Origin of the sequence: Occallatibacter riparius, from assembly GCF_025264625.1 — a bacterium.
Classification (GTDB): Bacteria; Acidobacteriota; Terriglobia; order Terriglobales; family Acidobacteriaceae; genus Telmatobacter; species Telmatobacter riparius.
Map to the genome: position 1 here is coordinate 4,371,004 of NZ_CP093313.1, position 25,501 is coordinate 4,396,504.

Annotated in this window: 13 protein-coding genes; 5 read left to right on the forward strand and 8 right to left on the reverse strand. The window is 59.8% G+C overall.

Translation table 11 applies throughout. From position 1 onward, the window contains the following. The 4 genes from MOP44_RS17755 to MOP44_RS17770 form a co-directional block, all read right to left on the reverse strand. On the reverse strand, window positions 1-1,767 hold the full coding sequence (locus MOP44_RS17755; RefSeq protein WP_260791587.1) for a hypothetical protein: 1,767 nt from the start codon (window positions 1,765-1,767) through the stop codon (window positions 1-3). Window positions 1,768-1,823: 56 nt separating this feature from the next. Continuing rightward, window positions 1,824-2,801, reverse strand: coding sequence for a hypothetical protein (locus MOP44_RS17760; RefSeq protein WP_260791588.1), 978 nt, complete (start codon window positions 2,799-2,801; stop codon window positions 1,824-1,826). A gap of 14 nt (window positions 2,802-2,815) precedes the next feature. Then, the gene (locus MOP44_RS17765; protein WP_260791589.1) at window positions 2,816-4,261 is read right to left on the reverse strand and encodes a CehA/McbA family metallohydrolase; all 1,446 of its coding nucleotides are present in this window, start codon (window positions 4,259-4,261) and stop codon (window positions 2,816-2,818) included. 126 nt (window positions 4,262-4,387) lie between these two features. Continuing rightward, the gene (locus tag MOP44_RS17770; protein WP_260791590.1) at window positions 4,388-7,801 is read right to left on the reverse strand and encodes a TonB-dependent receptor; all 3,414 of its coding nucleotides are present in this window, start codon (window positions 7,799-7,801) and stop codon (window positions 4,388-4,390) included. Window positions 7,802-8,120: 319 nt separating this feature from the next. Between MOP44_RS17770 and MOP44_RS17775 the strand changes: the two genes are divergently transcribed. The 3 genes from MOP44_RS17775 to MOP44_RS17785 all read left to right on the forward strand — a co-directional run bounded on the left by MOP44_RS17775 (window position 8,121) and on the right by MOP44_RS17785 (window position 16,127). Continuing rightward, window positions 8,121-9,440: a hypothetical protein gene (locus MOP44_RS17775; protein ID WP_260791591.1), complete on the forward strand. Its 1,320-nt coding sequence runs from the start codon at window positions 8,121-8,123 to the stop codon at window positions 9,438-9,440. A gap of 63 nt (window positions 9,441-9,503) precedes the next feature. Then, window positions 9,504-13,901 carry a DEAD/DEAH box helicase gene (locus tag MOP44_RS17780; RefSeq protein ID WP_260791592.1) on the forward strand — a complete coding sequence of 1,466 codons (4,398 nt, stop codon included), beginning with the start codon at window positions 9,504-9,506 and terminating at the stop codon, window positions 13,899-13,901. A gap of 87 nt (window positions 13,902-13,988) precedes the next feature. Continuing rightward, entirely contained in the window at window positions 13,989-16,127 is a 2,139-nt protein-coding gene (locus MOP44_RS17785) for a S9 family peptidase (protein ID WP_260791593.1), read from the forward strand. A gap of 107 nt (window positions 16,128-16,234) precedes the next feature. Here the strand turns inward: MOP44_RS17785 and MOP44_RS17790 are convergent, their stop codons facing one another. Continuing rightward, window positions 16,235-18,130 (reverse strand): hypothetical protein, encoded by a 1,896-nt coding sequence (locus MOP44_RS17790; RefSeq protein WP_260791594.1) that lies wholly within the window; start codon window positions 18,128-18,130, stop codon window positions 16,235-16,237. A gap of 52 nt (window positions 18,131-18,182) precedes the next feature. After that, the gene (locus MOP44_RS17795) at window positions 18,183-19,511 is read right to left on the reverse strand and encodes an alpha-amylase domain-containing protein (RefSeq protein ID WP_260791595.1); all 1,329 of its coding nucleotides are present in this window, start codon (window positions 19,509-19,511) and stop codon (window positions 18,183-18,185) included. Between the two features lie 427 nt (window positions 19,512-19,938). Between MOP44_RS17795 and MOP44_RS28125 the strand changes: the two genes are divergently transcribed. Then, the gene (locus MOP44_RS28125) at window positions 19,939-20,070 is read left to right on the forward strand and encodes a carbohydrate-binding module family 20 domain-containing protein (RefSeq protein ID WP_390905499.1); all 132 of its coding nucleotides are present in this window, start codon (window positions 19,939-19,941) and stop codon (window positions 20,068-20,070) included. A gap of 67 nt (window positions 20,071-20,137) precedes the next feature. On the opposite strand, the gene MOP44_RS17800 is transcribed toward MOP44_RS28125, so the two are convergent. Further along, the gene (locus MOP44_RS17800) at window positions 20,138-21,049 is read right to left on the reverse strand and encodes a CPBP family intramembrane glutamic endopeptidase (RefSeq protein WP_260791596.1); all 912 of its coding nucleotides are present in this window, start codon (window positions 21,047-21,049) and stop codon (window positions 20,138-20,140) included. Between the two features lie 171 nt (window positions 21,050-21,220). Here MOP44_RS17800 and MOP44_RS17805 point away from each other — a divergent pair, with 171 nt between their 5' ends. Continuing rightward, window positions 21,221-22,327: a glycosyltransferase gene (locus MOP44_RS17805; RefSeq protein ID WP_260791597.1), complete on the forward strand. Its 1,107-nt coding sequence runs from the start codon at window positions 21,221-21,223 to the stop codon at window positions 22,325-22,327. A 59-nt stretch (window positions 22,328-22,386) separates the two neighbouring features. Here the strand turns inward: MOP44_RS17805 and MOP44_RS17810 are convergent, their stop codons facing one another. Continuing rightward, entirely contained in the window at window positions 22,387-25,473 is a 3,087-nt protein-coding gene (locus tag MOP44_RS17810) for a TonB-dependent receptor (RefSeq protein WP_260791598.1), read from the reverse strand. Between the last annotated feature and the right edge of the window lie 28 nt (window positions 25,474-25,501).

Below are 25,501 nucleotides of genomic sequence, written 5' to 3' on the forward strand. Positions count from 1 at the left end.
TCAATAGCGCCAGCTGGTAACGTCAGCGTCCTTTGGTGCGGTCTGCTCGATGCGCTGCATGATCTTCGGCACGTACATGGTCTCGTAGTGCAGGCGGCTGTACGCGTTTGGGAGGGATGGATCGCCGTTCCAGCAGTGCTCCGCGCGAGGGCCATAGGCTACCTCCGCATGGGCGGGTGGATTCGCGGCCTCGAGGAAGTCCTGGAGGAGATACACAGCGTTGTTCAGCATGTAGCTATCGTCGTAACCCACATACACATGCAGCTTGCCGTCGAGTTTCGGCTGCAGCTGCGACCATTCGCGCTGCAGTTTGGCGGTGAGATCATAGTGTTCGTGCCAGTATTGCGCGATGGTGTGATCGATGGCGCCTGTTTGTTTGTCGAAGATCGGGGCGGGGTAGCCATCAGCACCCACCGGTGAAAAGACGGCTTGCCAGATATCGTACTGCTCACCAGAGCGGCCGTGATCGCCGAGCGCGGCTTCGTACTGATTGACGCCCCGCTGCGTGATCAATGTGTGGCCAAGGTAGTCGCGCATAGAGGGCTGCTCTATCTGCTTGTTTGCGCCGGGAATGAAATATGCGTTCGCATCCTTATAGATGTCGATGTTGGTGTAGGCGTGGAAGTCGACCGGATCTGGGCAGGCAATGAACGCGCCGTTGTAGTGATCGGGATAGAAAACCTGCGCGGCCATGGCCTCCCAGCCACCGGTTGAGCCCCCGTAGAGGAAACGAGCCCAGCCCTGGCCGATGGCGCGAAATTTCTTTTCAACCGCGGGGATCAACTCGGTCTCGATGGCCTCGCCGTAGGGACCGAGGTTGGCCGAATCGACCGCATAGCTGTCGTCATAGAACGGATTGGCGGTCTGGATTCTTACAACGAGAAATCGCGGGAAATCCTTAGAGATCCAGGTCTGGTAGAGCTTGTACGCCTCCTGCTGCTGGATGCGGTTGTAACCCGCGAGGTGGAAGCGCTCAGAGTAATCGGGCTTGAGGTTCGGGTCAGGGGGAGTAGTACGGAACTCCTCGAACCCATCGTCGAAGTGGTCTTCAAACAACATCAGCGGGAAGCGCGCGTCGGGATGCTGATCGAAGCCCGCAGGCACGAGCACTGTAGCGGCGAGATAGACAGGCCTTCCCCAGAACTTTGTGAGCAGCGGCGACTGAATGCGAATGCGGCGGACAAACTCGGAATCCGTGATGGGCGCGATGGGAGGGATTGCTTCAGTGAGAGCAATGTCGACATCGTGTTCCGGCTTGCCGTTCGTGCCGATTGTGATCTCGAAAGGCTTGCTGTAAAGATTGCCGGGGGCGATGTTCCAGTGCTGACCTTCGCCGCGATCGGGGGCGAGCTTGATCACGCGGCCATCGCCCATGTGGAACGTCTCATACAGGTTCAGCACGGCTTGCACGGTGTATTTGCCCGGCGGAACATCGCCAAGTCGCTGGCGCGGATACGCCGCTGCGGTGTCGTCGACCGTGACGGTGCTGCCGGGCTTGGCGCCGTCGAGCGTGATGCCAAAGATGTTTTGCGTGTTTGCGCCGAGGCTGATCTGCATGCGCGGTTGGGCATTGGGGTCATTCGAGAGCAGCAGGAGCAAGCGGCCATCGATAGGCCCGGGTTGAGCTGCGCGCTCTCCTCCACTCGCAAGTGGCCGCGCATCCTGCGGAATGTGAACGCGGAAACTCTGGGCGTGCAGGTTCAGAGCAGCGTTTAAGCACAATGCGAACAACAGGGCGACGGTACGTTTCGCATGCAGCGTAAGCATGCGAATGAGTGTATACGGGACGGCCACGCATCGGCATGGCCGTCACTCCGGGGCAATCAGTGCTTTCCTGAGCTCAATTCTTTGGCCAGGAGTTCGTATTGGTCAGAGGCGATGTAGTCTACATGGGCGGCTTGCGCGGCCCGCCAGCGGCTGCGTGCGGCCTCAAGCGAACCGAAATTGTAACTGCGGAACCACCCGTTGCAGCTCAGTTCTTTTTCGGTAGCTCCATCCAGCGTGTAGAAGCGAATCCAGAGGCCATTCGCGTGGGCGCGCTCGACAAGCGCGCGCAGACGCGCCATCTTCTCCGGCGTCCACTCCCCGGCATTGGGCTGGCCCGCGGCTTCCACTACACGCCACGGATTGTTCCACCAGCGCCGGTAGTTGTTGGCCTTTTCAGGATCGAGCACCTCGGGCGCCGCCTGCGGATTCTTGCCCTCGGTGTGGATGGCTCCAAAGGCGAGGACGCGCTCGTTGGGCTGTAATTCGTCGTAGAAGACTTTCTGCTGCGCATCAGGTTCTCCGGTAAGAACAAGGATCGGCTTCACGTCGAGAGGCTGGACAGTCCCGAGCGAATCGCCTTTCGGAGCTGAGGTGATCCAGTCCTGGTATTTACGCAACAGAGCGAGCACGCCGGCAAGGTGTTCCGGCTTGTTGTCTTTGAAGTCGAGATTGAGTGTGATCAGCGGCCAGTCGCCGTGATTGCCGCGCTTGAGTGCATCTTCAACAACAGGGCGAACGCGCGCGAAGAAGTACTGCTCCATGGTGGGCTCGTGGCCGGTGACGGGCTCGCCATGCGCGACAACTGACCAGCTTTTGCCCGTAACCCGGTTGGTATACCAGGCGAGGTCCTGCTCGATGGCGACAGGCGTGCCGGCGGAAAGCGCGCGATCGATGCGATCACTCCACCACTCCCAGTAGGGGTAGCAGTTATGCGCATCCATAAGAGTGCGCGAACCGGGAGCAGGTATCTTTTGAGCCACGGCAACCGAGAAAGCGGAAAGAAGCAGCAGGCAGAGAAGCTGATGAATTCGCATCGACGGGAATGTCCTCATTGAACGGCTGGAGAAATATAGATGGGGTTGGAGATCAGCACAAGACTGTTGTTTGAATCGCGCACCTCGGCGCGAAGCCAATGGCGTGCGCCGTCAGACTTCCACGAGAAGGGCAGTGTCTCGGTGCCCAACTCGGTTTTCAGCGGTGCAAGCATTGGCGTCTCGCGCCCATCAAGAAAGAGTTGAACAGATGAGCGTTGGCAGTTGGCGACGTGCACATCGAAGTTGATGACGGCCCCGGCCGGCGCGTGGATTTCATCGCCCATTTTTGCAGGAGCTGAGCCGGGATCGGCAGAGGCGAGTTGGGCGTCAAGATCGATGATGCGATCGCGCGAGCCGGTGAGATCGACGAAGACACGGCCTTTACGAATCCCGTCAAGGATGGCAGAAACGGAAAGCTCGTCAGCTTCGACGACAGTCATCGGCAAGCCGATAACTGTTGCGTCGGGTGCCGCAGAAGGGCCATCGTGGTTGTCGCTGCCCGAGATTGCGATGAGCCGTGCGCCTTGAGAGATATAGCGGTTCCACATGTCGGCGCTCGAGAGCAGAGTCCGGCCGCCATTGATGACTTCAACACTGGTGAGCAGGCTCAGGTCGACCGGCGTTTGCGGCTCCCACGCGCACCCCATGCAGATCTCGCCTCCGGGTGCATCGGCGTGATTGACGGAGGCGATCGCGCCGTGGGCGCGCGCATCGCGTAGCACCGCGTTGACATCGTGGCCGGGCTGCACGCGGTAGTCGATGTATTGGGTGGTTCCGAAAATGTTGAAATGGCCCCAGAAGGTGGTCATTTCGCGGCCCGGGATGAGCAGCAGCTTGTCGAAGTACGGCTGCAGTTCACGCATGGCTTCATACTGCGATGAGGCGTTGTGGTCGGTGATGGCGATGAAGTCGAGGCCGCGCTGGGCGGCGGATTGCGCCGTAAAGAAAACAGGGCAGGGCACACGGTGGCCCGACTGCGAAGGGCAACTGCCATCGCTATGCGCGGTGTGCATGTGCAGATCGCCGCGATACCAGCGTTTGCCGGTGACGAGTGCAGCGGTGGTAAAGCCTGAATCTTCGATAGCAGAGTTAAAGCGGATCTCAGCGCGGTAGGAAGCGGAGACGTTAGGACGGATGTTCGGCACGGACAGAAGCAGCTTCCACTCGCCGGCTGGAATGGGCCCAGGCAGATACGATGGGGTCGCGTCACTCTCGGCGATGGTGAAGTGAGACTTGTTGCCTCCGCTGTTGCCGCGGAAGCGCTGCGGATCGGCGATGCCGAGGTCAAGTGTGGTCTTCTGGTCGCGGCCAGTGTAGGAGAAGTCGACCGAGATACGATGAACGCCCGCAGGAACCTTGAAGGGAACTTCAATATAGGTATGGTTCTGCGCGCCGGTCACGGTACCCTGCAGCACGAGGTCGGGATGATTCTGCTGAGCGGAGAGAACACTTGCGAACAACAGAGCAGGTAATAGAAGCATGAAGCGCAAAACATGCATGCGGAATTGTCCCGTACAGCGAGATGAAAAGCGATCGGGTCCGGGAAAGGCCTTCGCCCGGACCCGATCGGTTATGGCAATTCTAAGTTAGAAGTTGACGCGAATGGCGAACTGCATGACGCGCGGGTCAGCCGAGAGCGATGTGATTGAGGCAACGCTTCCGCTGCTCGCATTGCCACTCGGCTGGCCGAACACCGGGTGGTTGGCGAGGTTGAACACTTCCCAGCGAATCTGCGAATTCACTCGCTCCGTGAACGGAATCGTCTTGTAAAGGGCGAAGTCGAAGAGCTGAGTCTGTGGACCAACAAGCGTGTTGCGGCCCACGTTGCCGATCGTGTAAGCGCCGGGATCGGCATAGGGGGTTGTGAGCCCCGGAGCAGCAGCACCGCATGCGCTGTTCTTCGCGTCGAAGAACCAGCAGGTCTGCTTATGGACGTAGTGCACGGGCGCCACCTGGTTGGGAGGAGCCGTCGCAAAGCCATACGCATCGAGCAGACTATTTTCGCTGGACCACGCGGCCTGGAACGGATGTCCGCTGTAGAACGTGTAGACTCCAGAGGTCGTCCAATTGCCGAGAACCCACGCAGCGGGTCCGCTCGTCAACATGGCTTTTCCTCTGCCGAACGGAAGCTCGTAGACATAACTCGCGGAGATGCGATGCCGCACATCGAAGTCGGCATTGCCGTACCACATGCCGTAGTTGCGTCCGTTCGGGGCGTCCCCGGAGTTGGATTCCAGTTCCTCCGGAGCGTTATCGAGGGCATGCGCATAGGTGTATGCCGCTCGCACGCTGAGGCCGTTGTGCATGTCGCGCGTCAGGGCGGCTTGCAGGCCGTGATAGTTGCTGAACCCGACAGGGTCGAGGTACTCGACCTGGCCGAAGTTCGGATACGGCACCACGCCACCCGGTGATTGAGGCGTTGTGACGACCTGGTTGCCCTGGATCTCAACCTGGTTGTAGTTGCGCAGCACATCGAGGCTGTCGGAATGCGTGCCGACGTAATCAACCTCTGCGAGCCAGTTCGGCGTGATCTGGCGCTGTACGCCGAAGCTCCACTGCTGGACGCGCGGGACGCCGATGTTGGGATTGATAGCTCGAATGTGGAAAGACTGGAGTTGGTTGAAGTCGATAGTGGAGGGATCGAGGAAATTCGATGGGAAACCGACCGAAGGCTTGATGACAGGTGCGACGTTGCTGGCGATCGTTTTGTTGACGAGGAACGGAGGATTCAGCGCCAACTGGTTTTCGCTGCCTACCCGCTCGAGCGCCGTATAGTAGATCCCGTAGCCGCCCCGAACAACAGTCTTGTCGTTCAAGCTGTAAGAGACGCCGACGCGGGGACCGAAATTCGTCTTGTTGGTGTTTACCAGCGCGCGTTCGCTGAGTGAGCCGCCACTCTTGGCGAAGACCAGCGAGCCCGAACCCTCGGGATTGAAGTTTGCCGTTCTGTCTTTGGCCTCAACCGCGGGAGCGGCGAAGTCGTAGCGAAGACCGAGGTTAAGCGTGAGACGCGGCGTCACCTTCCAGTCATCTTCTGCGAAACCTGACGCCATCCAGAGACGCTGGTCAACGAAGAATACGTTCGTAAGCTGCGTGGATGCGGCCGCGCCGAGCAGGCCGTCGGCATACGACAAACCGCCCGTGAAAATACCGGTGAAGCCCAGGTCCCCACGCGTGCCGGGCTCGTCCTGGAAGATGTTACGCATGGGCAGGAAAAGCACTCCGCCGAACTTCATGGTGTGCTGGCCGCGTGTCCAAGCGAATGTGTCGTCGTACTGATAGAGCATGGGTATCTGCCGCTTGGGTAGGAAGTCCGGAGAGCCCAGGAAGGTCTTGTTCGTGAACTGGGTAAGAGGGACGCCCCCGCCCGAAGCGCTGTTGATCGGGATTCCGGGAACGAAGTTGCCGGCGTACTGCGTGAGGCTGTGCGGCTGCTGTTCGGCGTAGGAGAAGTCGCGCACCCAACCGAAACGGAAGTCGTTCACCATGCGCGGATTGAGGACGCGCGTCCAACCGAGCACGACGCTGGCGCCCTTGAGCTGCTGGTTGCCCCAGGCAGAGGTGGAGGTTCCGTCCGCGAGTCCGCCGAAGTAGCCCGGAATCTGACGCGTGCGGTTGAAGTAATTGAAGCGGGCGAAGACGTTGTCCTTTGGAGTGGCTGTCCAGTCCACGCGCGCGTCGTAGCTGTCGTTGAAGTCGGTGAGCGCACCCGTGCGCGAGTAATTGTTGAGCTCTGGGTAGGTTGCGCCGCCGTTCTTGAAATTCGGCTGAGGGAACAGCGCCATCAATGCGGCGACAGACGTGTCGATGCGATCATTCGGAATCTGATTGTTATTGAACGCAGTGCAGCCGCTCTTGACGTTGTACGGAATCACGCAGGTCGTCGGATCGTACACGGTCGGATACGGAGCGACGCCGGCGGCCGCTGCGGCCTCAGGGCTGAAGTCGCCAATGCGCTCATTTGCCAGCGGCACGGTGGAGATACGCGAAACACCCTGCTTCACGCGGGTGCCTTCATAGTTGAAAAAGAAGAAAGCATGATTGCGGACGATGGGCCCCCCGAGGCTGGCGCCGAACTGGTTCTGGTTGTCCTGGGCCTTCTTCGCGAGCGTCTGCTTGGAGAAGTAGTCGAACGCGTCGAAGTACTGGTTACGCACATACTCGTACGCGGTCCCGTGGAATGCGTTGGTGCCGCCCTTGGTATTCACCGAGACCACGGCGCCGGGCGCGCGGCCATACTCGGCTGAATAGGGATTGGTGATGACGTTGAACTCCGAGATCACGTCGACGGAGGGATGGGCAGCCTCGGTGCTGAGCTCCTGCACGTTTTCTGAGAAGGTATTGTTGTCGATGCCGTCGAGGATGAAGTTGTTCTGCAGCGAGTGAACGCCATTCACATTAAACGTGCCGACGCGGCCTGACGACGTGGCGCCGCTCTGATTTGTGTAGCGATTAATCTGCACGCCGGGGACGGTGCGCAGCAGGTCGTCCCAGTTGCGCAGGAACAGAGGCGTGTCGGAGATGGTCTCGTTGCTGACGATTGTACTGATGGAGGCGTCGTCGCGCGAGAGGTCGCTGGTGTTGGCTGTAACCTCTACGCTCTGCTGGGCTGTTCCCAGTGCCAGGTGAACGTCAGAACGGCTGCGGAAGCCGACGTTGATGGTCTCGGATATCTTCTGCGTGGCGAACCCGGGCGCAGCTACGGTCAGTGTGTAGTCGCCAATGGGCAGGTCGGCGAAGAAGTAGTTGCCATCGTTATCGGTTGTAATGCTCCGTTCATATGCGGTGGCTGGATTTGTAAGAGTCAATGACGCGTTGCTCACAACGGCTCCGGAGGGGTCAGTGACGTGACCGCTCAGGGTTCCGGTGTTCACCTGGCCGTGGGCAAAAGCGGATACGAGAACGACGCAAGCGATGAGGGCGAGCAGTCGGACGCGCAATGTTCCAACGGTGCGCTTCGTGATCTCGTACGCATGATTGCGCAGAGTCGTGGGGTTCATCTGGCACTCCTTGGTGGAAGTTTGGTTTTTGTGGAATTGCCGGGGACGGGTCCAGCCTCAGGTTAAGAAGGAGTGGAAACAAGGGGAACGGGTAGGGCGCGAGAATCCCGTGTATACACGTGTAAGTCACTCGCGCAGCTCATTGAAATCAGGCGGCTTTGTACAACGTGAATTTCCTGCAAACGAGCGCGCGCCCACACGGGTTCAACGGGGTGGAATTCATCTGTTGTTTACATGAGGGCTCTATCGTTTAGAAGCAGGAGCAGCAGAGAGCCCCCTTCTTCTGTTGTCCTGCTAAAGACCAAAGACATTTCCCCATATGCTCTCAGCGAAATCTGAAACGGTCTTTGCGGACTCTGCGGAATGGATGCAGGACGACCCCCGCTGGCGCGTGGCGCAGCAGGTGGCGGGTGGCCCGCACTTCGCGCGCTCGCCCTTGCTATCGCGCTTCCTGTTGTATGTCGTGTCGGAAACGCTGGAAGGCCGCCATGCTGCGATCACCGAGCACAAGATCGGCGTGGCAGTCTTCGGCAGGCCTGTCTCCTACCGCACGGACGACGACAATATCGTGCGTAACTATGCGCGGCAACTGCGCAAGCGTCTTGCTGAACACTTTGCCCGCGAAGGCAAGGATTCGCCTATCCGGATCGAGATCCCGGTGGGTGGATATGTGCCGTCCTTCCCCGAAGTGGATATTGCGCCACAAATAGAACAACCCGATGTGGCACATGAAGTGATTCCAGCGAGCGGCATCGCACTTGGCCCGTTGCACCGTCGCCCTTCGATTTCGCGCAAACTCGCGTGGCCATTGGCAGCGCTGATAATCATCCTCGCGGGATTCGTTGTCTGGTTTACTGGTGGCGGCCACACCGACCCGCGCTCTACCACCATTGATCATGCGCATGCGCTGTGGCGGGCCGAGATGCCCTCAAACGGCATTACTTATGTCGTTCCCACCGATGCCGGCTTCAATTTGATGGAGGATATGGCGCATCGCTCGCTCTCGCTGGCCGATTACATCAAGGGCCAGTACGCCGATATGCCGCCGCAGTCCATCGACGCGCATACGAGACAGGATCTCGGTACGCAGCCCTACACGGATTTCGTGAGCCTGCAGGTCGTGTCGATGCTGGCGCGCCGGCCCGAGTACGATCCGAAGCGGGTTCTGCTGCGCTTCCCGCGCGATCTGCGAGTGGACGATCTGAAGAAATCCAGCGCAGTGATCATCGGGTCGGCCGACTCCAATCCCTGGGCCTCGCTCGTAGATGCCAACGCGAACTTCCGCATCGTTCCGCAGCCGGAAATGAGCGGTGCCGCCATCATGAATATGCATCCTGAAGGTGGCGAGCAGAAGACCTATCGAAGTCACTGGGGCGAACCGGCACACGAGACCTTCGCGCTCATCCTTCTGCAACCGAACCTCAGCGGATCTGGGTACCTGCTGCTGATTGAGGGGCTTGACATCGCGGGAACGCAGGCCGCAGCCGAACTGCTCTTTTCGCAGCCCGGTATCGCCCCAATTGTGGAGCGCGCTCTGCGCAAGGACGGATCGCTACGGCCCTTTGAGGTGCTGGTGCGCGCCACCAGCATCCAGTCCAACGCAGCTGGAACCGAGATTGTTGCTTCGCGCATTCATTGAGGGGATTCCAAAGAGTTACGAGTTGGCTGAGCAAACAAAAGGCGAACGGGCTAGAATGGCGGGATGCACTTCCCCGCTGAGCTCTCCTGGGCTCACCCCATTGTCCAGGAATGGTTCGTCACACGTTTTGAAACGCCCACGGAGCCGCAGGTTTACGGATGGCCGAGCATACTGGCCGGCAAGCCGACCCTGATCTCGGCTCCCACTGGGTCGGGCAAGACGCTGGCGGCGTTTCTGGTGTGCATCGACCGTTTGTTCCGCCACGCGCTGGACGGATCCCTGGGCGCGGCAACGCAGGTGGTTTACGTTTCGCCGCTGAAGGCGCTCTCGAATGATATTCAGAAAAACCTGCAAGAGCCTCTGCGCGAGATTCAGTCCCTTGCCTTGGAGCGCGGATATCTTTCACAGGAGATACGCACCGCTGTGCGCACTGGGGATACCCTGGCGCGGGAACGCGCGGCGATGCTGCGCAATCCGCCGCATATTCTGGTTACTACGCCGGAGTCGCTCTACATTCTGCTGACTTCTCGCCGCAGCCGTGAACACCTGCAGCGCGTGGAAACAGTCATCGTGGATGAGATTCATGCGGTAGCCGACGACAAGCGCGGCGCGCATCTCGCGCTTTCGCTGGAGCGGTTGGATGCGCTGGTCTGCGGACGCAATCGTCTTGCTCCAGGCATGTTCTTGACCGGGCAGGCCGCGCCGCCCCAGCGTATCGGGCTTTCGGCGACGCAGAATCCGATCGAGCTGGTCGCGGAGTTTCTGACTGGTAGTGGGCACGAGAGGGCAGAGATTGTGCAGGTGGGCCGCAAACGCCAAATGGACGTGGAGATCGAGGTGCCGACCGATGAGTTGTCGTCCGTAACCTCGTACAAGATGTGGGAGGAGATCTTCGACAAGATCGCGGCGCACACTGAGACGCATCGATCAACGCTGGTCTTTGTGAATACGCGCAAGCTGGTGGAGCGCGTCGCGTTCGCTCTGGCGGAGAGGCTCGGCAACGAGCACGTTGCAGCGCATCATGGATCCCTGTCGCGCGCACTGCGCCTGGATGCCGAGCAGAGACTGAAGAACGGCGAGATCAAGGTGCTGGTGGCTACGGCCTCGCTTGAGTTGGGCATCGACATCGGCAACGTGGACCTGGTGTGCCAGATCGCGACTACGCGATCGATCTCGGTAGCCATGCAACGCGTGGGCCGGGCAGGGCACTGGCGCGGAGCGATTCCCAAGGGAAGGCTGTTTGCTACGACCCGCGACGACCTGCTGGAACAGGCTGCGCTGGTGCGCCGCATGCGTTCGGGCGAGTTGGACAAGCTGGAGATTCCGCCGCAGCCCATCGATATTCTCATGCAGCAAATTGTGGCGGCGTGCGGAGCCGAGCCGTGGGATAAAGCGTCGCTGTTCGAAGTGGTGCGCCGGGCTCATCCATATCGCAAGCTGAGCTGGGAGCAATACGACGAAGTTGTTTCCATCTTGTCGTGCGGCATCGAGTCGAGCCGCGGTCGATACGGCGCCTACCTTCTGCATGACGGGATTCATGGACAGTTGCATCCGCGGCGCGGTGCTCGCATGACGGCCTTGACGAATGGTGGAGCGATACCGGAGACCGCACTGTTCAATGTGATCCTTGAGCCGGAAGGAGTGCAGATCGCCACGCTGGACGAGCACTTCGCCGTGGATTCGAGCCCTGGAGACGTGATCCTGCTGGGCAACACAAGTTGGCGCGTGCAGAGAATCGATCCCGCGGGTCAGGTGCATGTTGAGGATGCACACGGCGCGCCGCCGAGCGTGCCGTTCTGGACGGGCGAAGCTCCGCAGCGGACCGATGTGCTGTCAGATGGTGTGAGCGAACTGCGCACGCAGATTTCTGACATGACTCCGAGTGTCTCGCCGGACTATGTGTCGCTCGCGCATGCAGAAGTGGCTTCGACTGTTGAGTGGCTGCGCGAAGAATGCGGACTGTGCCAGTCGGGAGCACTTCAACTGGTTGGCTATATCGTGTCGGGACGCGCGGTGTTGGGGGCTGTTCCTACCAAGCAGGCGATCATCGCAGAGCGCTTTTTCGATGACGGCGGCGGGATGCAGTTGATTTTGCATGCGCCGTTTGGTGGACGGATCAACAAGGCGTGGGGCTTGGCTCTGCGCAAGCGGTTCTGCCGTGGGTTCAACTTCGAACTGCAGGCCGCGGCTACGGACAACGGGATCAACATCTCGCTTGCCGAGCAGCATAGCTTCCCTCTTTCTGATGTATTTCAGTTCCTGACGGAGATCACGGCGCAGGAACTTCTTGAGCAGGCGTCGTTGGCTGCGCCGGTGTTCAAAACGCGCTGGCGGTGGGCCGCGAACCGGAGCCTGCAACTGCTTCGCAATTCCAAGGGCAAGCGGATACCGCCACAGGTCCAACGGACGAGGTCAGAGGATCTGCTGGCGAGTGTCTTCCCGCAAGCAGCTGCTTGCTTCGAAAACATTGAAGGCGATATTCAAATTCCGGATCATCCGCTGGTTCGCGAGGTCATGCAGGATGTCCTGCAGGAGGCGATGGATCTTCAAGGCCTGCTGGGGGTGCTGCGCGGCATCAACGATGGAAGTATTCAATGCCTGGCGGTGGACACACCGGTTCCGTCGCAGTTTGCGCATGAGTTGCTGAATGCGAATCCGTATGCATTTCTAGACGAGGCAGGATTAGAAGAACGCCGCGCCCGGGCAGTCGCCCTGAATAAGGGCATTCCGGCCAGCGTGCTGGAACAGCCAGGCAAGCTTGATGCCGCGGCGATCGCGACGGTGCGTGATGAGTGCTGGCCCGATATTCGCGATCATCACGAGCTGCACGATCTGCTGATGAGCCTGGTTGCATTGCCGGTGCAGATGGTGGAGACGGAGAAGGCAGTCCACTGGCCCGCATTGTTTGGCAGGCTCCTCTCGGATGGGCGCGCCGACATCATGCGTTGCGGCGACAATGCATGCTGGGTTGCTGCGGAGCGCATGCCGCAGGTCCGCGTTCTGTGGGGTTATGAGCCGGGCAGTCACTCTGAACGAGAAGAGGCGCTGCGCAAATGCGTGCAGGGTTGGATTCAGATATTGGGGCCGGTCACCGCAAATCAGTTTGCGTGTATGTTGTCGCTCGATGCCAAAGAGGTGTTTGCGGCTTTCATTGCTCTCGAAGTGCAGGGATTGCTGATGCGGGGCAGCTTTGAACGGCCCGTCACGACCGATGATCTCGAGACGGAGTGGTGCGAACGGCGCATCCTGCAGCGTATTCACAAGCTCACGATCGGCGCACGGCGCAAGCAGGTTGAGCCAGTTTCACCCGAAGCTTACTTTGCATGGTTGCTGGGCTGGCAGCACATCGCGCCGCAGACGCAGCTTACCGGTGAAGAGGGGCTGCTGGACGCGCTCGCCAGGCTGGAAGGGTTTGAAGCACCGGCGGTGGAATGGGAGAAGAGCATTCTACCGGCGCGTGTAGCGAACTACGATCCACGCTGGCTCGACCGGCTGTGTCTTTCGGGCGCGGTCGGCTGGGGCCGGGTCTCGCCGCACCCGGCATTTCGTGCTGAAGACGGGAGCGGGCCGCGTAGAGTGATTCCGACGAACAGTGCGCCCATCACGTTTTATGTGCGCGACTCGGCCGCATGGCTGGACCTGGCTCTTCGCGAGCATGGAGTGGATCAAGCGAAGTTGGCGAACGTGCTGAGTCCGGCGGCGTTGCGTACGTGGGAACTGCTGCAACAGAGAGGCGCATGTTTCAGTGAAGACATTCAGCGGCTTCTGAATCTGAGTGCGGAAGATGCGCGGCAGGCGCTGTGGGAGCTGGCGGCGGCAGGGCTGGCGGCAGCGGATGGGTTTGACCAGTTGCGATCGATGATTGATCCCGATCGGCGCGCGGCCGTAAGGTCCGCCTATCGCAAGGTGCGGAGCGCAGCCGGGCGGTGGTCTCTATTTGGAACTGAAGCGCCCCTAGCCGCGAATGCGATGGAGAAGGCGCGCTATGACGATGCGGCGGTTGAGTCTGCCGCGCGCATGTTGCTGACGCGGTATGGCGTCGTGTTCCGCGATGTGCTTGCGCTCGAGTCGAACATTCCGCGCTGGGGAGTATTGCTGCGAATGATGCGTCGGCTGGAGGATCGTGGCGAGGTTCGCGGTGGCCGTTTTGTGAGCGGCTTTGGAGGCGAGCAGTTCGCGTTGCCTGAAGTGCTTGAGAGCTTGCGATCGGCAAGAAATGAACGCAGTCCGTTCATGGTTGCGATTGCAGGCTGCGATCCGATGAATATGATTGGCGTGCTTCTTCCTGGAGAGCGCGTGGCGGCAGTGCCGGGGAAGAGCTTCACCTACTCGACCGAGGAGACGCCGCCGCGAGATGCGGCCGCACTACAGATCGTGCATCGCCGAAGGGTGCGCATCGCCGCGCCGCTGAGCATGGAGCGCGTGCAGCGGCTGCCGGAGCGGCAGGTCAGCTTGTTCTGAATCCAGACGCTGGTATGAGCTGAGCGTGATCCAGTTCCGCTGCGTGTTGCGGTTCGTGTGGCACAATGGCTTTTCCGGAGGATCAAGGTGGCAAAAGAATCGAGAGGGCGCGTGGGTGCGGTGTGCGGATGGATCACCTCGGTGACACTGGCGGCAGCCTCGGCTGCTGCCTTCGCGCAGGGATTCACCATTGAGCAGGCGCTGAGCGCGCCATTCTGCACTGAGCTGCGAGCGGCTCCCACAGGCGGGCAAGTCTCGTGGGTGGCGGATATCGGGGGCCGTCGCAATCTCTGGGTAGCAGCGCTGGGAACCGCTGGATCAGCGAAGCAGGTGACGCACTACACCGAAGATGATGGGCAGGAGATTAGCAGCGTCGACTGGACTCATGATGGCTCTTCGCTGGTGTACGTGCGCGGCGGCGATACGGAAGGATTGAATCCCGCGGTGCCGAATCCGGCCGATTTCCAACATGGCGCGAAAGAAGAGATTTGGGTCGTTGACGCGAACGGCGGTGAGCCGCGCCTCCTGGCAGAAGGCCACGAACCCACGGTTTCGCCGGATGGCAAGACGGTTGCGTATGTGTCGAAGGGGCAGATATGGACCGTGCGGCTGGATGATGCGAAGGCGAAGCCCGAGCAGCTGATGGAGATTCGCGGATCGCAGCATGGCTTGCGCTGGTCGCCGGATGGCACGCGGCTGGCCTTTGTGAGCGGACGCGGCGATCACGGCTTCGTGGTTGCGTATTCGCTGGCCGACAAGGCCTGGACCTACATGGATCCGTCGACTGATGGAGATGAGGCGCCAGTCTGGTCTCCCGACTCCAAGCAGATTGCGTTTCTGCGCGTGCCGGGGCAGAAGGAGGATCTTCTGTTCATGGCGCATCGTGAGGCATTGCCGTGGTCGATCCGAGTTGCGGATGCTGCAACAGGAAAGTCGCGCGAGATTTGGAAGGCCGCGGAGGGCGTGGGCAGTGTCTATCGCGAGACGCCCTCGGCGGATCAGTTGCACTGGACGGCAGGCGGCGAGCTTATCTTCCCATGGGAGCGCGATGGGTGGCTTCACTTCTATGCGTTGCCGTTAACGGGAGGAACGGCGCGGTTGCTCACTCCAGGCGGTTTCGAAGTGGAGCATATCTCGCTCAGCGATGATCGCAAGACGCTGGTGTTCGATTCGAACCAGGACGACATCGATCGGCGACATGTGTGGCGTATCGGCGTGGCATCGCAGGCGGGCCCACCGGAGCCGCTGACGCGCGGCGAAGGAATCGAAACACAACCGGTCGTGACGAGCGATGGCGCAGTGGTGGTGCTGCGTTCGGATGCGCATACGCCCATGCGCGCCGCGGCAGTTCATGGACGCGATGTTGCGGATCTTGCTCCGCAGGCGGTGCCGAAGGACTTCCCTGGCGCGCGCTTCGTCACTCCGAAGCAGGTGATCTTTTCAGCGGCCGATGGCATGCAGATTCATGGACAGATCTTTCTTCCTCCAGATCTGAAGCCTGGCGAAAAGCGTCCGGCCGCGGTGTTCTTTCATGGTGGTAGCCAGCGGCAGATGCTGCTCGGCTTTCACTACATGGACTACTACTCGAATGCCTATGCGATGAACCAGTACCTGGCGAGCAAGGGTTATGTGGTGCTCGCGGCGAACTACCGCAGCGGGATCGGGTATGGCATGAAGTTTCGCGAGGCGCTGAATTACGGCGCGGATGGAGCGAGCGAGTTCAACGACGTGATGGGTGCTGGTGTGTATCTGCGTACGCTGCCGGAAGTGGATGGCGCGAAGATCGCAAGCTGGGGCGGGAGCTACGGTGGTTATCTGACCGCGCTGGCTCTGGCGCGTGCATCGGACTTGTATTCGGCCGGCGTCGACTTTCATGGCGTGCATGACTGGAACCTGGAGATGCCCACCTTCGTGCCGTCCTATGATCCACGCGAGCGCGAGCAGATCGCACGCAGAGCATTCGAGTCATCGCCGATGGCGGATGTGAAGACGTGGCGCTCGCCGGTGCTGTTAATTCACGGCGACGACGACCGCAATGTGCCCTTCGCAGAGACGGTGCAGCTTGTGGAGGCACTCCGCAAGCACAAGATAGAGTTCGAGGAGCTGATCTTTCCAGATGAGATTCACGGGTTCCTGCTGCAGCGAAGCTGGATCAGGGCATACACGGCGGCCGCGGACTTTCTCCATCGCAAGCTGAAGACGCCCGGCACAGTCGCGGCACACTGACTCTCGCGAGTTCGTTTGCCGCGATGCGGACCACAGAAATCGTGTCCAAAGGACAAAGTTCGGATGCTTCTGGATCCCCCGCTTGGCGCGCCTCATACTAGGCGCTCCTACTGACCGATGATAAGAACCCCTCCGGCGTAGTTCGGAAGGATAATCTCGCCACCGTCAATCACAGGCGGCATGAACTTGTTGAAGAAGCGGTATTTCGCATCGACCTGCGCTCCAGACCAGCCCCAATCGTCTGAATCCCACAGCTTCTTAAGCATGCGGTCGGCGCCCACGTGCACGGGATCGTAGATGACGATATGCCCTTGGACTACATTCGCGTTCGCGTCTCCACGCGGGACAGCGCATACCAGAAGGTAGCTGTTGGGGTCTCGACCGTTGCTGGAACCTGCGCAGAACCCTCCTGGCATCCCCCCAGGATTGTTTCCGCGCACATCTGCAGATGCGTAGTCCGGCCCTTCGGCGAGGTAGGCGGGTTTCTGCGTGGCGCTTAGCTTCCATTTATGCAACTGCTGATTCTCGCCCCAAACGAAGATTGTCCAAGCGTTCAGAAGTGGATCAAACATGACAACGGGCGGAGCGTGAATGTGCGCAGTGTCTCCAAACGGCAGGAAGTTGAGGTTCTTCGGATCCGGGGGGCATGGATCTATGCCCCGGCCCGGGTCCATCGTGGCCCAGACAGGTGAACCGCCCACCAGCTTTGCGCAGTTTGCGTGTGCGTTCGAGAGGTCGGCGGGCGTGGTCTTTCCCATATTGTCCGCATGCAGACAATACAACAGGCCGTCTTTGCCGCCCCCGCACACGATGTTGAGATCTTTGACGTAAGCCAACCCACCGGATCCCAGATCCTGGTCACTGCGGGCAGCCGCTGACAACTGGGGCCATACCAAAAGCACCGGCTTACCTGCCTCGGTGAGCCGCGCCTCTACCCGGGAGTTGGCCAGCGGCATCGACATTCCGCCTCCAACCGGCTTGACCTCTTCCGATGCCATCGACATCCCGGCTAGTTTCTCCGCGGGTGCGGCATTAGCGGCGCCTGCACGAGCCTGATCAGTCCAAGGACTCCAATGATCGACCACTTTCAGCGAAGCCGCAGTGGCACCGGCGGGGGGAGTATATCGAATTTTGATGAAGCTTTCTCCCCACTGCGACACTCCGTTGAATCCCCCGTTACCGGTCATGGCGTAGCAATCCTGATCGTCATCGCAAGCCAGTCCGCTCCCGGCCATCCATATGCCGGCGCCTTTCCCCTGCGTCGTTGCCATCATCGCCGTAACTTTGTTCGTGGACACGTCGAACGCAAAGCAATAGCCGGAGGACCCATTGGCAGTTTCCTGCACTGATCCCGTGCACTGCAAAACTGTTTTGACGCCGTTGGGTTTGACCAGCACAGCGGAGCTGCGAGCCTTTCGCATCTTGGCATTGAAATCAAGGCCATCGATAAGCACGGGAGGGACCACCTGTGAACCGTCTGCAACGTTCAGGACGAACATGAAGTAGCGCGCCGTTTTCGGATCTCCGCTGTTGTCAGGTGACACCCAGCAGACCTGGTAGTACCGCGCAGTGTCGGGGTCGATCACACCGGTGCTCAGGCAGCCCCATTTGTCATTAATGTTGTGAAAGTCAATCGCTCCGCTTCCCTGGACGGGCGTTCCAAGCGCAACTTGCCAAATTCCTGAACCATCATGCGCATCTACACCGCGCACCACATTGGCCATGCTGGGCAGCACCATGACATCACGCTTGCCGAGTGCCGTTTGCAGACCGGGCAGGATCAGCGGCTGCGCTTCCATTCCGCGCGCATCCCCCACCAGTGGAACAACCGTCACAAAGGAAACACCCTTCTGCTTTACGTTCGCCTGGGTCAAAACCGTTTCCTTGTCGTTCCAGCCCGATCGCGCGTTATCCAAGGATCTCGTCAGCCACGGCTGCATACTTTGCGCTGACGAAACCTTGAAAAGTGATACGAGCAGGAGCGAAAGCAGAATCTTCTTCACTGGATAATTCCTTTGCTGGGGTGGCGAAGAAATAGAGGCCTTTGACAGGCACTCAGTGCTTGAGTTGGACGGTGATAGAACTGAAATTCTTGAATTTGCCCGAGCCTTGGCGACCGCGCGGTCTGATTGGGATCTGGTACTCAACTCCGGCTGGCGCGTACGCTACATAATTCTGCGCGGAGTTATATGCATTGGGAGCGAATGTGAAAAGCGCCCACCCATCCTGATTCGTCCATACGTCCGGTCCGTGCCCTGAGTAGTCGTGAAGGTGCCGACGCGCGCCGAAGGGGGTGTGGACCCACTCGCTGCGATGGTTGATTGGGTCCGAACTGTACCCGCAGAAAAGTCCGCCGCTCCAGGTATTGCCTCCATTGCCGTCGCGGCTCCAGCACAGAAGCGAATCGTCAACATATTCCCAAGCCAGCCGGCCGATAGCGAACGTAGTCGCAAGCCACATCATGTTTCGGATCTCGGGCGCTAGTCCGTACACTTCGTAGTCCTTGGCAAAGATGAGGGCGCCCTTGCAGGGCATCGTCAACGCATCCAGGTAGAACCACAACTTGTTATTCACAACACCGAAAGCCCCGTCGGTATCGTTCGACTCAACGTAGATGTAGGCGTGGTCAGGGTCCCTGAAGCAAAAGCCGTTCCCTACCAGGGATGACAGGGGAGCGCCCTGAGATACCGCACGGTATGCGAAATGCCGCGTGAAGTCCAATACGGGCATTCCAGTCCGTCCCACAAAAGATGCGAGTGTCGCTGGGTCGCCATCATAGACTTCAGCGTAGTTCAATCCAGGGCGCGCAGCTGCCCATGCGGAGATGATGGATGGCGCAAGCCCCTTGGCTTCGTCCAGTCGGAATCCGTCGATCCCAAGCACCTGCTGCTGCCAGTGGCCCGCCTGGATCTTGCCATTCAGCATGTAGCCGTTGGAATGCTGATATGAGGCGATAATTCCATCGTCGGGACCGTCGTTGCCCGCGAACGGAATGTCGCGTGGCTTGGGGGGCGAGAAACAATCTGTGGTCTTGGGGAAAAGAGAGTGGTCGATCTTGCCGTCTGCTCCGCGCTCGTACAGCGGCGCTGGACCGCCATACTGCCGATTCACCCAATCCTGGACGACGAGGATGCCATGCGCATGCAAAGCGTCAATCGCAGCCTTCAAATCGTCGGCAGTTCCCGTCGGGTGCAGAGGCTCCCACTGGCCGACGTCAAGGTCTGTTCGTGGGTCATAACCGAGACTGAATGGATTCTTTGTGTTGAGGAATGGCGGGAACTTTACTGCATTGCAGCCGAATTTAGCCAGTTCCGGCGCCATCGCTTTGATACGTTGGCTAAGTCCCGGCTTCATTGTGCTGTAAGTGGTGTCGTAGATGATCAAAGTCACCTCAAACGAGCCGGACGGTCAGAAGAGTGTAAGAAATCTCGTATCTGGCATGAATAGATGCCGGGTGGCAAGGGAATCGATTTGGTCACTTCACGTGAAGAACAGAGTCTTGGAAATCCGCGGTGCGAGCGGTGCAGGTCCTATTTCGAAGGTGTAATCAATACAAGCGGAGACGCGTGCCGGGGAGAATCAGGCGAGATCCTATGGGGATTCTTATGCCAGGACCGCTAATCGCGATGAGCTTAACAGATGACCTCCGACAGTTCAACGATTTTCTCGTTGGCTTCCATCGTCCATGGCGGGTCTGGAACGGCGGCCCAAGTTGCCAGGTTCCACGATACTGCCGGTAACGTAAATGTAGTCGCCCCGATTCGTCGGATACGCAATCGCATTCGCCGCCGTCTGGGACTGGTTCGTGAGCGTGGTGCTCCTGGCTGGAAAGACCGTGCAGATCATATTCATTGATGTTCGGTCGAACGGCAATGTGGTTTGGGAGAACGGATCGAACCACTCATATACGGTGCCGTCGAGCGGGACGGGATCGTGCTTGTGAACTGGCGATACTAGATCTGATTCCTTGATGCGGCCGGGCGTGATGGAACCGGCCGCTTTGCTTTCCCTTAACGCGCGTCTGCAAGAGTGGCCGCCGGCGTGAGCGCCGGATTTTCAGTGTCAACTTTTAGCTCTGTATGCCTCAGGTCGCGCACGCAGTACCAAGCCATTACCGCAAGCGGAAGCAGTAGCGCACAGCCAAACTCACCGATGAAATATGCGGTGTAGGCCCGTCGAGCCGTAATGGCGTCGAAGAACATCTGAATGGCGGCGTTGTGCGTGGCGTGCGCAATGGCTGTCGGCCATATGCTGCCTGACTTCAGCCGCAGCCAGCCCATCACTATAGCGGACAAGATCACCATCGCGGTGAAGCACGCCACCTGGTATGTCTTCGGGGTTCCTTCGCCTCCATAGCCGCCCCACACGATAGCGGGTAGATGCCACAGAGCCCACACGATTCCGCTTGCGACTACGGCTGCTTGCGGTCCCAACCATCTGGAGAGTTCGGGCACCAGGAACCCGCGCCAGCCAATCTCTTCACCAAGCGAGGCGATCATCGAGGGAAGTACAGAGAGGATGCAGATGAACCCCAGGGCAGCCGCGATCACCAACCATTCAGGTTGTCCCGGCATGCCCAGCGTTAGCCGCGCGCGCGGCATGAACGTGTCTTTGGGCAATCCGCCGAGGCCGGTCAGCCAAACTGATCCGTAGGCAAAGGTGGCATACGAGATGGGGATAAGCCACCCTACCCCCAGCCACTTCAGCTTTGTGGTCCAGCCGATTGCCTTCAATGACCGTGCGGTGATTGCACTGGCTAGCAACGCGGCCACTCCGGGGCACCACATGTACGCCAGGCTCCCCGCGTGCCCAAACACGCCTCGCTTGTCCAGGGTTGATACGGCGATGGTGAGTGCTGTGACTGTGATGAGGAAGATTGCCACTCGGTTCTTTGGTGTTCGGATACCAGGTTTCTGTCCCATGCCCGACCTCCATCCGGCAAAGAGTATGGGTCGCAATACGGGAGCGAGATACGCCTGGTTCCATCGATTTCATTGAACCTGCGCAAAACATCGAATGACATATGACACAGACGGCGAAGCCGAGCCGTCCTTATCCTTCGAGTGAGTCCTCACAAAGAGCGGCATTTCAGATTGCGCATTCTTTATGTTCTCAACACGTTGGCAATCGGCGGCGCAGAGCGCCTTGTGCTCTCGCTGGGCGAGCGCATGGCCGCGCGTGGACATGAGGTGCGCGTTGTGGCGCTTGGGCCGGAGCGGCCGGACGAACTCCCTACACACCTTGAAGTGACACGGCTTGGTATGGACAAGCATCCGGCGCGCGCGTTTTCCGGTGTCACAAAGGGCGCGCGAATTCTGCGCCAGTTTCGCCCCCATATCCTGCACAGCCATAATTTCCATGGCAACATGCTGGCGCGTGCGCTGGTACTCACATGCCGGTCCGCGAAAGTGGTTGCGACTCTGCACAACGAATATGAGGGCGGGAGGGTGCGCATGCTCGCGCTGAAACTCACCGACTTTCTCACCGAGTGCAGCGTTGCGGTGAGCCAGGCGGTTGCAGAGCGCGCCCAGGAACTCCGCATTGTGCCGCCGGAGAAATGCCGTGTCATTTTGAACGGAGTAGACATAGCTTCACTCACTCCGGATGAGCAGCGGCGGGCGAGTTCCAGATCGGCCATGGGGGCGCACCGAGACTTCATCTGGCTCAGCGCGGGGCGGCTGGTTCCGGCGAAAGACTACGGGAACCTCCTGCTGGCCTTTTCGCAGGTGTATGCAGCCGCGCCGGAAACACAGCTTTGGATTGCCGGGGATGGCGACGCCGAGTACGCGGAGGCGTTGCAGATTAAAGCCGCAAACTTGGGCTTGACGCCCGCGGTGAATTGGCTTGGCGGCCGCCGGGACATTGCCGCATTGCTGGATGCCGCCGATGCTTTCGTGCTGGGCTCCGCATGGGAGGGTATGCCACTGGCCATTGCCGAGGCGATGGCGATGGAGAAGCCGGTAGCAGCCACCGGTGTGGGAGGCGTCGGTGAACTGGTCGAGCGCTGCGGGCTCACCGTTCCGCCGCGAGATCCGCATGCGCTGGCTCGAGCGATGCTCAGTATCATGAACACGCCAGCCAAGGCGCGTAGATTCCTCGGACAATCGGCGCGGCAGCGCATCGTGGACCATTTCAACATCGAGCGCAAAGCGGATGAGTGGGAAGCGCTTTACAGGGCTGTCTGCGGTGGGATTTCGTAGTAGTTGAGCAAAGATAAAGGCCGGAGCAAGTGCTCCGGCCTTTGCTGTTTTGCGGATGACTAGAACGAGAAGATCGCCTGCAGGAAAATTCTGCGGACGGCCGCGCCGGAGCTGAACATGCCACCTGCCAGCGTGGTGGAGTGCAGGAAGCTGGACGAGCCAATGGTCCCGTTGGGCCCCCCGTAGTTGACGTTGTTGAACAGGTTCAGAGCCTGCGCGCTGAACGTCAGGTTGTACTTGCGCCCGCTGCTTGTGCCGCCGCCAAACATGCCGTGCGGAGGGCCACCGCCACCGCTGAGGCCGCCAGGTCCGAGGCCGCCTCCCGGAGGTCCGCCGCGTCCGCCGCCTGGACCGCCATGCGGTCCGCCACCATCCATGTGGGGGCCGCCGGCCGGACCGCTGCCGATCTCAGGACCGAAACCGAACCCGCGGCTGATGCGCAGATTGAAGGCAACGCCCGCGGGACCAACGCCGATATTGGCAGGAATCAGTTGTTCACCCACCGTGGGGTTCTTGTCCATGCAGCCGTAGGGCGTGGAGTAGTAGCGCTGGCTCTTTGTGTCTACGCCGGGATCGCCTGCGCACTCGGCATTTGTCGCCATACCGGGCCGCTGGTTATAGAAGTTGTTCAGCGTGTCTTGAGGCCGCGTGATGTTGAACGGCTTGCCGGACTGAGCCATCAGGAACGGGTTGAAGGTAATCTTCCAGGGCCCGTTGTAATTGGCCATAGCAAAGACCTGGTTGCGAGAGACGAATGTGGCCGGGCCGTAGTCAGCGCCGATGTCGTATGCGTTGGAGGCGTTGGAACCCGCTCCACCATCGCTGTCAGCAAAACCGAGCGTGTAAAAGCCCATCAAGCTGAGCTTGGGAGTCACCCGTCCGTTCACGCTCACGATCATTTGGTTCTGATTGAAGACCGCTTCCGGGAAATATTGGTAGATGTAGCCGCCACTGGGATCGAGTGGGAACTCGTTGGTATCGAAGTTGTACTGGTTCGCGTTGATGGTCACCAACTGATGCGCGCCGAAGGAGTGCAGGTACGTGACGGTTCCGCTGGCCGTCTTGGTGATCTGCCGTTCGATGCTCGCTCCTAACTGGCTCGTGTAGGGAGAGTGATAGCGATTGGAGACCTGGTAACGCACCGGCACTCCCTGACCGCTGGCGGCGGCCCCGGAACTCGAGCAGCTTGTCATGTCGATGGTTTCGAGGGAGGTGTGCGTCGGGTCCGAGTCCTCGCAGGTGGGGCTGTTGAGCACGATCTTGCTCTGCGTCTCGTAATGACGAACATTGAGCAGGTTGGAGGTGGAGAAGCGGTCATAGAACACGCCGAACCCCGCGCGTAGCACAGTCTTGGCTGGCTTACCCTTGCCGCCGTCGAGCGCGTAGGCCATGCCGATGCGTGGCGCCCAGTCATTGTGATCGACGACGTGGTTCTGCGACTCCCAGCGAATGCCGCCCGAGAGTGTGAATCGCTGGTTTACCTTCCAGTCGTCCTGCGCAAACAGAGCGGCATCGAACATATTGGCCTGCGTGGAGGGCACCGTTTCGCTGACGCACCCTCCGTTCCCCGAAGGCGTGCAGGTGTAGCCGGCTGCGATCGGCGTGTATTCGGGATGTGCGGCAATCAGACTGTTATATGTCTGGCCGGCCGCCAGTCCATTCTCCATATTCTTGTACGCGTCCGGATCAGAGAACGTGAATGAACCGTTGTAATTCGAATTCGTGAAGTTGTTGTCCAGGTAGTCGCGAAGCCGTGTGCCGAACTTGATGGCGTGTGCGCCGTGCGAAAGCGTGCTGACGTTCTGTAACTCGAGCCGGGTAGCGTGATCGCGATATGTCTGCGTCGACAGGCCGCCGGCGACAAAGTTACCTGAAACGCTGATGGTGCGTGCCGTCGAATCAGGGAAGTGATTCTCGTTCTGACGTTCGTATTGCAGGCGAGTCTCGTTCACCAGGTGATCGTTTACCACGAAGGCATCGCTGATCTGCACGGTGTGGTCGGTGTTGGTCTCATGCCAGGAAGCCGATGGCAGCGAGCCGGCGTTCAGGTTATTCTCTTCACCCTCCGACCAGAATCCGTAGCGCGCCGTGAGCGTGTTGCGAGCGCCTAACTGCCAGTCCACTCGTCCCGAAATGTTGGTGCGGATACGCTGGTTTGGCACCGATACGTTGTAGGAAGGGACAACGACGTATGTTCCCGATGCGTCAGGGACAACCGCGTCCTGAATCAACCAGGTATTTGCGTTACCGATGTTGCGCCTCTCGCCGGCGATGAAGAAGGACGACTTCTTGCTGATGGCTCCGCTGACGGTGCCGTTGAACATATAGCTGTAATAGCTGGGAATTGTGGGGTTGGCACCGTTTTGGGCGAAGACGTGATTGGTGTTGAAGCTGCTGTCGTTGCCCATGGCGAAGACCTGGCCATGCAGCTTGTCAGTGCCAGGTTTGGTGAGGATTTCGATGCGGCCGTAGCCCAGGCGATCGAACTCCGCCGAGAACGGATTCTGATTGATGCGAATTTCGCGGATGGCGGACTTCGGCGGAAGCTGCCCGCCGGAGAAGCCGTCAATAAAGATCTGGCCGCCATTGGGGCCCGCCGACGGTCCGGCGAGAGCGGACAGTTCGCTCGACAACTCATCAGGATCGTCGGAAAGAGCGTCGAGATCCTTGCCTTTGAGCACGATGGCATTGGCATTGCCGCTGGCTTCTGTGTTCACCGTGGGCGAGTCATCGGTGACGACGACGTTCTGCTGCTCGACCTCGATGGCCATGGCAACATCGATGCGCTTGCTGGCGCCGGCGCCGATGGCGATGATCTGCGACTGGAACGGAGCGAAGCCTGCGAATTCGGCCTTCACCACGTAGCCGCCTGCCTTCAATCCGTGGAATTCATAGGTGCCCGAAGCGTCGGCAGTGGTGGTCGCCACCTCTTTGCCATCCGTCGTCATGAGTGTGACCTTTGCGCCGGGGATCAGCGCGCCGGTGGGGTCAGTGATGTGGCCGTGCAGCGTGGCCGCAGTTGCGGGCTGGCCGGCGGCCGGAGAAGCCTGCGCCTCCGCTGACGGGCCCTGTGCCGATACGTTCACAGCACAAGCCAAGGCTGCGGCAACAATCAAATGAGCGATGCAATGAAGTCGTAAGTACACGTTTGCCTCTTCGATCTACTGCTTCTTT